The 11,536-nt window shown below is 53.5% G+C and carries 10 protein-coding genes; 8 read left to right on the top strand and 2 right to left on the bottom strand.

The features are described 5' to 3' along the window. Position 1 precedes the first annotated feature (1 nt). Complete coding sequence (gene thrB / locus N7387_RS05120) at positions 2–934, top strand: homoserine kinase (RefSeq protein ID WP_274370522.1); 933 nt, start codon at positions 2–4, stop codon at positions 932–934. A gap of 9 nt (positions 935–943) precedes the next feature. Then, positions 944–2,236, top strand: a complete 1,293-nt coding sequence (gene thrC, locus N7387_RS05115; protein ID WP_279797416.1) for a threonine synthase — start codon at positions 944–946, stop codon at positions 2,234–2,236. Positions 2,237–2,296: 60 nt separating this feature from the next. Here the strand turns inward: thrC and yaaA are convergent, their stop codons facing one another. Next, the gene (gene yaaA, locus N7387_RS05110) at positions 2,297–3,079 is read right to left on the bottom strand and encodes a peroxide stress protein YaaA (RefSeq protein ID WP_279797413.1); all 783 of its coding nucleotides are present in this window, start codon (positions 3,077–3,079) and stop codon (positions 2,297–2,299) included. A 321-nt stretch (positions 3,080–3,400) separates the two neighbouring features. Here yaaA and tal point away from each other — a divergent pair, with 321 nt between their 5' ends. From tal to N7387_RS05080, 6 genes are all read left to right on the top strand, one after another. Then, complete coding sequence (tal, locus tag N7387_RS05105; RefSeq protein WP_004237118.1) at positions 3,401–4,354, top strand: transaldolase; 954 nt, start codon at positions 3,401–3,403, stop codon at positions 4,352–4,354. Between the two features lie 106 nt (positions 4,355–4,460). After that, positions 4,461–5,045 (top strand): molybdopterin adenylyltransferase, encoded by a 585-nt coding sequence (mog, locus tag N7387_RS05100; RefSeq protein ID WP_025153833.1) that lies wholly within the window; start codon positions 4,461–4,463, stop codon positions 5,043–5,045. Between the two features lie 121 nt (positions 5,046–5,166). Next, entirely contained in the window at positions 5,167–6,465 is a 1,299-nt protein-coding gene (locus N7387_RS05095) for an MFS transporter (RefSeq protein WP_279797410.1), read from the top strand. A gap of 313 nt (positions 6,466–6,778) precedes the next feature. Continuing rightward, positions 6,779–8,701, top strand: a complete 1,923-nt coding sequence (dnaK, locus tag N7387_RS05090; RefSeq protein ID WP_046894109.1) for a molecular chaperone DnaK — start codon at positions 6,779–6,781, stop codon at positions 8,699–8,701. Positions 8,702–8,803: 102 nt separating this feature from the next. Then, entirely contained in the window at positions 8,804–9,949 is a 1,146-nt protein-coding gene (gene dnaJ, locus N7387_RS05085; RefSeq protein WP_072872036.1) for a molecular chaperone DnaJ, read from the top strand. Between the two features lie 132 nt (positions 9,950–10,081). Beyond that, positions 10,082–10,666 carry a hypothetical protein gene (locus N7387_RS05080; RefSeq protein ID WP_279797405.1) on the top strand — a complete coding sequence of 195 codons (585 nt, stop codon included), beginning with the start codon at positions 10,082–10,084 and terminating at the stop codon, positions 10,664–10,666. 12 nt (positions 10,667–10,678) lie between these two features. On the opposite strand, the gene N7387_RS05075 is transcribed toward N7387_RS05080, so the two are convergent. Beyond that, the gene (locus tag N7387_RS05075; RefSeq protein WP_279797403.1) at positions 10,679–11,521 is read right to left on the bottom strand and encodes a DMT family transporter; all 843 of its coding nucleotides are present in this window, start codon (positions 11,519–11,521) and stop codon (positions 10,679–10,681) included. Positions 11,522–11,536: the final 15 nt, after the last annotated feature.

Genomic DNA, 11,536 nt, shown 5'->3' with positions numbered 1-11,536 from the left:
CGTGATAAAAATTTATGCACCGGCGTCAATCGGGAATGTGAGTGTGGGGTTCGATGTGCTGGGTGCGGCAGTGTCTCCGGTCAGCGGGGCACTGCTCGGCGACTGTGTGTCCATCGCGAAGGCAGAGACGTTTTCACTCAGAAACCGCGGGCGTTTTGCCGGGAAGCTGCCGGTGAACCCGAAGCACAATATTGTGTATCAGTGCCGTGAACGGTTCAGTGAGATCATTCATGATGATCTGCCGGTCGCCATGGTGCTGGAAAAAAATATGCCGGTAGGCTCGGGGCTGGGCTCCAGCGCCTGCTCGGTGGTAGCCGCGCTGGTGGCACTGAACGAATATACCGGCAGACCGCTGGATGAAATGACGCTGCTGCGCCTGATGGGCGAGATGGAAGGGCGTATCTCCGGCAGTGTGCATTATGACAATGTCGCACCTTGTTTCCTGGGCGGATTACAGCTCAATATTGAAACCGGTGACAGCGTCAGTCAGACGGTGCCGGGGTTTGAACACTGGTACTGGGTGATGGCGTATCCCGGCATCAAAGTCTCCACGGCACAGGCACGGGCGATTTTACCGGCGACCTATTCACGGGCGGATATTGTCAGCCACGGGCGCAACCTGGCCGGGTTTATCCACGCCTGTCATACCGGACAGGCGGATCTGGCAGCAGAGATGATCCGTGATGTGGTGGCAGAGCCGTACCGCCGTGAATTATTACCGAATTTTGATGCGGTCCGTGAGCAGGTGCTTGCACGCGGCGCGAAGGCATGCGGCATCTCCGGCTCGGGGCCGACCCTGTTTGCGGTCTGTGACAGCAAATCAGCGGCAGAGCAGGTGGCGGATGTCTTTAACACACAGTATTTGCAGAACAGCGAAGGGTTTGTCCATCTGTGCCGTCTCGATCTCAAAGGCGCACGTCAGATAAGTGCATAAAGGTAAAAAATGGAACTGTACAATTTAAAAGATGAGAGTGAAAAAGTCAGTTTTGCACAGGCGGTAAAACAGGGGCTGGGGCGCGGACAGGGACTGTTCTTCCCGCGTGAGATCCCGTTTTTTGAACCGGCGGAAATGGATAAGCTGCTGGCGATGGATTTTGTCAGCCGCAGCACCGCCATTCTGCATGCCCTGATTGGTGATGAAATTCCGGAAGCTGAGCTGGCAGCGCGTGTCCGTGCCGCCTTTGCCTTCCCGGCACCGCTCAATCCGGTGGAGCCGGATGTGGCCTGTCTGGAGCTGTTTCACGGCCCGACACTGGCATTCAAAGATTTCGGCGGGCGTTTTATGGCCCAGGCGCTGGCAGCGGTTGCCGGTGACAAACCGGTCACTATTCTGACCGCGACTTCCGGGGATACCGGTGCGGCAGTTGCACACGCCTTTTACGGCCTGAAAAACGTGCAGGTGGTGATCCTTTATCCGCAGGGGAAAATCAGTCCGTTACAGGAAAAACTGTTCTGTACTCTCGGCGGCAATATTCACACCGTGGCGGTGCAGGATGATTTCGATGCCTGTCAGGCACTGGTGAAACAGGCATTTGATGATGATGAACTGAAACAGACGCTGCATCTGAACTCGGCAAACTCCATTAATATCAGCCGCCTGCTGGCACAAATCTGTTATTACTTTGAAGCGGTGGCACAGGTTCCGGCGGAAAAACGCGGTGAACTGGTGTTTTCGGTGCCGAGTGGCAACTTCGGTGACCTGACCGCCGGGGTGCTGGCGAAAGCGATGGGGCTGCCGGTGAAACGCTTTATCGCCGCGACCAATGCCAACGACACGGTGCCGCGCTATCTGGCGGACGGGCAGTGGAAACCGGCGGCGACCGTGGCAACGTTATCCAACGCCATGGACGTCAGCCAGCCGAATAACTGGCCGCGTATTGAGGCGCTGTTTGCGCGTGAAGGCTGGTCTCTGAAAGAGCTGCGTTCCGGTGCGGTAAGTGATGATGAAACCCGGGAAACCCTGCGCGATCTGGCTGCGAAAGGCTATATTTCCGAGCCGCATGCCGCGATTGCCTATCGTTTGCTGCGAAGTGATTTGCAGCCGGGTGAGTACGGTATTTTCCTCGGCACAGCGCATCCGGCCAAATTCCTGGAGAGTGTGGAAGCGATTCTGGGCAGTAAACTGCCGTTACCGGCAGAACTGGCGGAACGCGCTGATTTGCCGCTGCTGTCAGCGGTATTACCGGCGGATTTTGCCGCGCTGCGGGACTATCTGCTGAAGACGGTGGAGCCGTAACTTCCTGTCAGTTATGTGAGAAGACTGCGCCACGGATGGCGCAGTTGAATTATCCTGCGGTTATGCTGCGTGGTGTTCCGGTCGTGTAAACACCAGTTCCCGTTCACCGGACTGGCTTTCGTCAAAACGGTAACCGTCGAGATTAAATTCTGTCAGCTGAGACGGCTGAGTCAGGCGGTTCTGAATAATAAACCGGCTCATCAGGCCGCGCGCTTTCTTCGCATAGAAGCTGATCACTTTGTACTTGCCGTTTTTCTCATCGAGGAAAACCGGTTTGATAATCACCGCATTCAGTTTCGCCGGCTTCACCGCTTTAAAGTATTCATCAGAGGCCAGATTGACCAGCACATTATCACCCTGTGCAGCCAGCGCCTGATTCAGATTGTCCGTAATAATATCCCCCCAGAACGCATACAGATCGTTGCCGCGCGGATTGGCGAGTTTCGTCCCCATTTCCAGACGGTAGGGTTGCATCAGATCCAGCGGGCGCAGCACGCCGTACAGGCCGGAGAGCATACGCAGATGCTGCTGGGCGAAATCAAAATCGTCTTCACTGAAGGTTTCCGCCTGCATCCCGGTATACACATCCCCTTTAAATGCCAGAATGGCCTGGCGGGCATTGTCCGGCGTGAAATCCGGCTGCCACTCCCCGAAACGGGCAGCATTCAGACCCGCCAGTTTGTCACTGATATGCATCAGCGAGCCGATATCCGCCGGGGTCAGTTTGCGGCAGGTTTCCATCAGCGCTTCTGACTGCGCCAGCAGCGCTGGCTGTGTATGGCGTTCAGTGGCTAACGGGCTGTCATAGTCGAGGGTTTTGGCAGGGGAAATAGTCAGCAGCATGGTCGGCTCCGGTCTGATATTGTCATTATTAACGGTACTCTACCAAAAAAAAGCACAGAGCGGGCAAATCACTGTAATCGGTGACAGGCTCAAAACAGGAGACACTCCGGATTACCGCAGAATAACGGCGGACCACCGGTGCGGCACCGGATTTTCCCTGCTTGCGCGGCGGGCTGTCCGTGATATTATCAGGTGCAGTTGCGGCATATTGCCATCTGTACTCGTTATACTTCAGGGTTACCGGGTGTTGACTACGCAAAGTTCACCGGCAGGCATCCCGAATTATTCCGGGTATCTTCTGACATAAGATGAGAGACGAAAATGACCGATAAATTAACTTCCCTGCGTAATCTGACCACGGTCGTGGCCGATACCGGTGACATCGAAGCGATGAAACTGTATAAACCACAGGATGCCACCACCAACCCTTCTCTGATCCTCAATGCGGCGCAGATTCCGGAGTACCGTAAGTTAATTGATGATGCGGTGACCTGGGCGCGTGCGCAGAGCGATTCACGTGAACAGCAGATTATCGATGCCGGTGACAAACTGGCGGTGAATATCGGTCTGGAGATCCTGAAACTGATCCCTGGTCGCATCTCCACAGAAGTGGATGCCCGTCTCTCTTATGACACGCAGGCAAGTATCGCCAAAGCAAAACGTCTCATCAAACTGTATAACGATGCCGGTATCAGCAATGATCGTATCCTGATCAAACTGGCTTCCACCTGGCAGGGTATCCGCGCGGCGGAGCAGCTGGAAAAAGAAGGCATCAACTGTAACCTGACACTGCTGTTCTCCTTTGCTCAGGCGCGTGCCTGCGCGGAAGCAGGTGTATACCTGATTTCGCCGTTTGTCGGCCGTATCCTCGACTGGTACAAAGCAAACAGTGACAAGAAAGAGTTCGCACCGGCAGAAGATCCGGGCGTGATTTCAGTGACTGAAATCTACAACTACTACAAAGAGCACGGCTACAAAACCGTGGTTATGGGCGCAAGCTTCCGTAACTCAGGTGAAATCCTGGAACTGGCCGGCTGTGACCGCCTGACCATCGCCCCTGCACTGCTGAAAGAGCTGTCAGAAGCGACCGGCGCGGTTGAACGCAAACTGGAATACAAAGGCGAAGTGAAAGCGCGTCCGGCACCGCTGACAGAAGCTGAGTTCTACTGGGGTCACCACAGTGACGCTATGGCGACCGAGAAACTGGCTGACGGTATCCGTAAGTTTGCGGTAGACCAGGGCAAACTGGAAAAAATGATCGCCGATCTGCTGTAATCGTTATAATACAGTCAGATTCAGGAGGCAGCCGGGAGGCTGCCTTTTTTGTTTCCGGCGGCAATGCTATGCTGTGCCCCGGAGTCAAAATGACGTTGAGGTGACTATGAACAATGTGTTGCGCATCGGTCTTGTCTCGGTTTCTGACCGCGCATCCGGTGGTATTTATGAAGATAAAGGCATTCCGGCCTTACAGGCATGGCTGGAAAAAACCATCACCACGCCTTTTCAGACAGAAACCCGCCTGATCCCGGATGAAGAAGCGATGATCAGCCAGACGCTGTGCGAGCTGGTGGATGAATTCGGCTGCCATCTGGTGCTGACAACCGGCGGAACCGGCCCGGCGCGGCGTGATGTGACTCCGGATGCAACACTGGCGGTGGCGGATCGTGAAATGCCGGGTTTCGGCGAGCAGATGCGTCAGATCAGCCTGAAATTTGTGCCGACGGCAATCTTATCCCGCCAGGTGGGGGTGATCCGCAATCAGTCGCTGATCCTCAATCTGCCGGGTCAGCCGAAAGCTATCGCTGAGACCCTGGAAGGGCTGAAAGATGAAAACGGCAACGTGATGGTTTCCGGTATTTTTGCAAGTGTACCGTATTGTATACAATTGCTCGACGGGCCTTACATTGAAACTGACCCTGAAATTGTCGCGGCGTTTCGTCCGAAATCAGCAATAAAGCCGCAGTAATACTGCGTTTTCAGCATAAAATAAAAAACATTCCCCCGGACACCTTTCTTGTCCTATGATGCGGTTATCCGTTTATGTAAAGTAAAGATAACAGCAATGTAAAGACAGGAAAGGTGAACCCATGGCACAGACCCTTCCCCGGACACTCAACCGGCAGGATTATAAAACACTCTCTCTCGCGGCCCTGGGCGGCGCACTCGAATTTTACGATTTTATTATTTTCATCTTTTTTGCCGTCACTATCGGCAAACTGTTCTTTCCGCCGGACATCCCTGCGTGGCTGGTGCAGATGCAGACCTTCGGGATCTTTGCTGCCGGTTATCTGGTGCGCCCGCTGGGCGGTATTGTAATGGCACATTTCGGTGACCTGGTCGGGCGTAAAAAAATGTTCTCCCTCAGTATTCTGCTGATGGCGGTGCCGACACTCTGTATCGGCCTGCTGCCGACCTATGAATCTATCGGCATTGCCGCGCCGTTACTGCTTTTATTAATGCGGGTGATGCAGGGGGCTGCGATCGGCGGGGAAGTGCCGGGCGCCTGGGTATTTGTCTCCGAGCATGTGCCGAAGCACCGTATCGGTATTGCCTGCGGCACGCTGACGGCGGGGCTGACAGTCGGTATCCTGCTCGGCTCGCTGGTGGCCATGATGATGGCGACACGCTTTACTGAAGCGCAGCAGCTGGCCTGGGGCTGGCGTGTACCGTTCTTCCTCGGGGGGATTTTCGGCTTTGTGGCACTGTATCTGCGCCGCTGGCTGGCGGAAACGCCGATCTTTCAGGAGATGAAACAGCAAAAAGCACTGGCTAAAGAGTTGCCGCTGAAAACCGTGGTGGTGAATCACAAAGAAGCGATTGTGATCTCCATGCTGCTGACCTGGTTGCTCTCCGCCGGGGTCGTGGTGGTGATCCTGCTGACACCGGCGTATTTGCAGACAGAGTTCGGCCTGGCAAAAGCGGTGGTGTCTGTTGCTAATATGACCGCGATTCTGGCGCTGTGCGCCGGGTGTCTGGTGGCGGGTTATCTGTGTGACAAACTGGGTGCTTCCGTGGTCTTTACCGTCGGCAGTCTGCTGCTGGCGGTCTGCACCGGCTATTTCTATCTGACCGCCGGTGAGCCGGGGACGCCGCTATCGCTGACCTACGGACTGGCCGGATTCAGTGTCGGCGTGGTGGGGGCGATCCCGTTTGTGATGGTAAACAGCTACCCGGCGGAGATCCGCTTCAGTGGTATTTCGTTTTCCTACAATCTTTCTTATGCCATTTTCGGCGGACTGACGCCGGTGGTGGTCACACTGTTCCTGAAATGGACACCGCTGGCACCGGCATATTATATGCTGGGACTTTCGCTGATCGGCCTGTTGCTGGGGTTGTATATGGGGAAAGCAGCGGTACGTCAGCGGATGATGGTGTTCAGCTCCTGATATCTCCTGCATTGTGCTGTGTGAATGCCGTGCTGATATGACTGTGAGCGCGGCATTTTTCAGTGTTTCATCATTTTCTTTTAAATAATCTGTTTTTTTTTTCATTTTCCCCTTGATGAATGTATTTATGGCCCCATCTACTTGTCATCGGAAACTGAAACTCAGTTGAATCCCCTTTAACGCTGCGGGTGTCCGGTACCGCCGGAAAGGTTCCGGGTAACGGGTGAGTGAAAAATTTTTTCTTGAAAAGTGAAAATTGAACCTCATATACATCGGTAGCGTAAGACGAACAGAATTATTCGGAGGCCTTTAGATGGGTAAAATTATTGGTATCGACTTAGGTACAACCAACTCTTGTGTTGCTGTAATGGATGGTAATCAGGCACGTGTCCTGGAGAACGCAGAAGGCGACCGCACAACGCCGTCAATTATTGCGTATACACAGGATGGTGAAATCCTGGTCGGTCAGCCGGCAAAACGTCAGGCTGTTACCAACCCGCAGAACACACTGTTTGCAATCAAACGTCTGATTGGTCGTCGTTTTGACGATGAAGAAGTGCGCCGCGATATGAACATCATGCCGTACAAAATTGTCGGTTCTGATAACGGCGACGCATGGGTGGAAGCAAAAGGCCAGAAAATGGCACCACCACAGGTTTCTGCTGAAGTCCTGAAAAAAATGAAGAAAACCGCTGAAGATTATCTCGGCGAGCCGGTAACCGAAGCGGTTATCACCGTACCTGCTTACTTTAACGATGCTCAGCGTCAGGCAACCAAAGATGCCGGCCGTATCGCAGGTCTGGATGTAAAACGTATTATCAACGAACCGACTGCAGCGGCACTGGCTTACGGCCTTGACCGTGAAGTGGGTAACCGTACTATCGCGGTCTTCGACCTCGGTGGTGGTACTTTCGATATCTCCATCATCGAAATCGATGAAGTTGACGGCGAAAAAACCTATGAAGTGCTGGCAACGAACGGCGACACCCACTTAGGGGGTGAAGACTTCGACAGCCGCATGATCAACTATCTGGTTGAAGAGTTTAAGAAAGAACAGGGTATCGATCTGCGTAACGACCCGCTGGCAATGCAGCGTCTGAAAGAAGCTGCCGAGAAAGCAAAAATCGAGCTTTCTTCCGCACAGCAGACTGACGTTAACCTGCCGTACATCACGGCGGACGCGACCGGTCCTAAACACATGAACATTAAAGTGACCCGTGCGAAACTGGAATCACTGGTTGAAGATCTGGTTAAACGCTCTATGGACCCGGTCAAGGTTGCATTACAGGATGCCGGCCTGTCAGTGAATGACATCAATGATGTTATCCTGGTCGGTGGTCAGACCCGTATGCCGCTGGTTCAGAAAACCGTTGCTGATTTCTTCGGTAAAGAACCGCGTAAAGACGTGAACCCGGACGAAGCTGTGGCTGTTGGTGCTGCGGTACAGGGCGGTGTGTTAGGTGGTGATGTTAAAGACGTGCTGCTGCTGGACGTTACCCCGCTGTCTCTGGGTATCGAAACCATGGGCGGCGTGATGACTCCGCTGATTGCGAAGAACACCACTATCCCGACCAAACACAGCCAGGTGTTCTCCACAGCGGAAGACAACCAGTCTGCGGTAACTATCCATGTTCTGCAGGGTGAGCGTAAACGTTCCGGTGACAACAAATCGCTGGGTCAGTTTAACCTGGATGGTATTCAGGCTGCTCCGCGCGGTATGCCGCAGATCGAAGTTACTTTTGACATCGATGCCGACGGTATCCTGCATGTGTCCGCGAAAGACAAAAACAGCGGCCGTGAGCAGAACATCACCATCAAGGCCTCTTCCGGTCTGAACGAGGAAGAGATCCAGAAAATGGTACGTGATGCGGAAGCGAACGCCGAAGCTGACCGTAAGTTCGAAGAGCTGGTACAGGTTCGTAACCAGGCCGATCAGCTGGTTCACGCTACCCGTAAACAGATCGAAGAAGCGGGCGACAAACTGCCGGGCGACGATAAAGTGAAAATCGAGCAGGCGGTGAGTGAGCTGGAAATCGCAGTGAAAGGCGAAGATAAAGCGGCTATCGAAGAGAAAACGAAAGCCCTGATCGATGCCTCTGCCAAACTGATGGAAATTGCCCAGCAGCAGGCGCAGGCAGGTGCAGCAGGTGCTGATGCCGCGCAGGATGCAGGTAAAAATGATGATGTTGTTGATGCTGAATTCGAAGAAGTTGACGACAGCAAAGACAAAAAATAAGGCCCTTAGCGGGCGCGGTGATGACTGTTATTAATCACTGAAAACCGGCACGGGCGTTGAGGAAACTCTGCGCCCGTGTGCTTGTGTTAAGGGACAAAACGGATGGCAAAAAAAGATTACTACGAGGTGTTGGGCGTCTCGAAATCTGCGGATGACAAAGAGATTAAAAAAGCCTACAAACGCCTTGCGATGAAATATCACCCTGACCGTAATCAGGGCGATAAAGACGCGGAAGATAAATTCAAAGAAGTAAAAGAAGCATACGAGATCCTCACCGACGCACAGAAACGTGCGGCTTATGACCAGTACGGCCACGCAGCATTTGAGCAGGGCGGTATGGGCGGTGGCGGCGGATTTGGCGGCGGCGGTTTCGGCGGTGCTGACTTCGGTGATATCTTTGGTGACGTCTTCGGTGATATTTTTGGTGGTGGTCGCCGTCAGCAACGCGCGGCACGCGGAGCAGACCTGCGTTACAACATCGAACTGACCCTTGAAGAAGCGGTTCGTGGTGTGACCAAAGAGATCCGTATTCCGACCCTGGAGACCTGTGATAAATGTCACGGCAGCGGGGCGAAAGAAGGTACTGAGCCGCAGGAATGTCCGACCTGTCACGGTATGGGCCAGGTGCAGATGCGCCAGGGCTTCTTTGCGGTGCAGCAGGCGTGTCCGACCTGTCACGGCCGCGGCAAAATCATCAAAGATCCGTGCAGCAAATGTCATGGTCACGGGCGTGTTGAACGCTATAAAACCCTGTCAGTCAAAATCCCGGCGGGGATGGACAGCGGTGACCGTATCCGTCTGACCGGTGAAGGTGAAGCAGGCGAAATGGGGGCTCCGGCAGGCGATCTGTATGTCGAGGTTCACGTCCGCCAGCACAATATCTTCGAGCGTGACGGCAGCAATCTCTACTGTGAAGTGCCGATTGGCTTTACCGTTGCGGCGCTGGGCGGTGAGATTGAAGTTCCGACACTGGATGGGCGCGTTAAGCTGAAAATCCCGGCAGAAACCCAGACCGGCAAACTGTTCCGCATGAAAGGCAAAGGTGTCAGACCGGCGCGCGGCGGAATGCAGGGCGACCTGATGTGCCGTGTGGTGGTGGAAACCCCGGTGAAACTGAGCGAAAAACAGAAAGCACTGTTACGTGAGTTCGGTGAATCCGTAGATGGTCAGAGCGGTCACAACAACACCCCGAAAGCAAAACGCTTCTTTGACGGCGTGAAAAAATTCTTTGATGACCTGACCAAATAAGTCACTGTCAGATAAGTGATATCAAAACCGGCCGGAAAATTTTTCCGGCCGGTTTTTTTGTGCGCTTTATACAAGCATTTAGCGCCGGTTTTTCTATTCTGCTTTAACCATTTATTCGTTAAGGCAAACAATATGAAAATCACCGGTCAGGCAGTATCTGTTACAGAACTCATTAAAGATACATCAGAAAAGTTCGGAAACGGCGGGCTCAGTCGTTTTATCTCGGGTGTGCAGAATTCATCGGAGCAGCAATTCTGCTGCACAAAAGAGCAGGCTGAACTACTGGGAACCAGGAACTTTACGGCTCTGAAGGATGTGTTCGGACATCTTGTTGCGGGACTGGATATGACCCCGTTTAAAAATATCGCAGATGAAATCAAGGGATACCGGGAGAATCAGTCAATTCTCTCACGTTTCTGCAAAGGCCGTGTTCTGGATAAAATTCAGAAACAATGCACCAAAATTATTGAAATCAATAAGGATTGCAGCCGTTCCCCTGTATCGCTCCGTGACGCAACACTGCCGGATTCCGCAGTTTATACGACCAAAGAGATTATGGGGAAACATCAGGATCTGGGACTTTTTGTGCTTGAGAAAAGCCTGCGCGCCGTAAAGTATGGTGAGCCGGAAAATATTGCCGACCTGAAACTATCAATACCGGTTAATATTAAGACCAGCGGCCCGGTTGAGCTGCCGGCACCTGAGGCGGTTGTATAATAAAAAACCGGACTAACCGCCCAGTTTCGTTACAATCACCCCAGTCACAATAATACAGGCGGCCAGAATCCGGGTGGGGGTCAGCTTTTCTTTCAGGAAATACGCGGAGAGCAGCAGTGCGAACAGCACGCTGGTCTCCCGTAACGCTGCGACAATCATAATCGGTGCCTGTCCCATCGCCCATATCACAATGCCGTAGCTGAAGATTTGCAGGATGCCGCCGGTCAGCCCGGGCTTGCTGTAGCGCAGAAAATCATGGGTGAAATGGTGGCGGTAACGGGCAAAACCCATCACGACCATCACCAGCCCGTTCAGGGCGAACAACCAGAAAATATAAGTCAGTGAGTCTGTACTGCTGCGGGCACCGAAGCCGTCGGAGAGTGTGTAACAGGCGGTAAAAAAGGCGGTGATCACCGCATAGATCAGCCCGCTGCGGGCATGTCCGGACGTCCGGTGTTTCAGTGCGGGAAGGATAACCCCGGTGATAATCAGCAGAATACCGGCTAAAGAGAGCCACGGCAGATGCTCACCAAACAGAAGTACCGCAAAAAGGGTAGTCAGCAGCGGAGCACAACCCCGGGAAACCGGGTAAATCTGGCTGAGATCGCCCCTTGAATACGCTTTGCTCAGGCAGATGACATAACCGATGTGAAACAGGGCAGACAGCAGCAGCCATTTTACCGCGGCGGCATCCGGCAGGCCCAGCCAGAACAGGGCGGGAACAGAGACCACGCCGGACCAGATGGTCATCACCGCGATACCCAGAAAGCGATCCTGACCAAATTTAATCACCGCATTCCAGGATGCATGAAAAAAGGCAGCAAACAGTACAGCAATAAACAGCGTGGCGGACATGGGATAACCTGTTTT

The sequence above is a fragment of the Morganella sp. GD04133 genome (assembly GCF_029835375.1).
GTDB classification, from domain to species: domain Bacteria; phylum Pseudomonadota; class Gammaproteobacteria; order Enterobacterales; family Enterobacteriaceae; genus Morganella; species Morganella morganii_B.
This window is presented reverse-complemented; position numbering and strand designations above follow the sequence as displayed.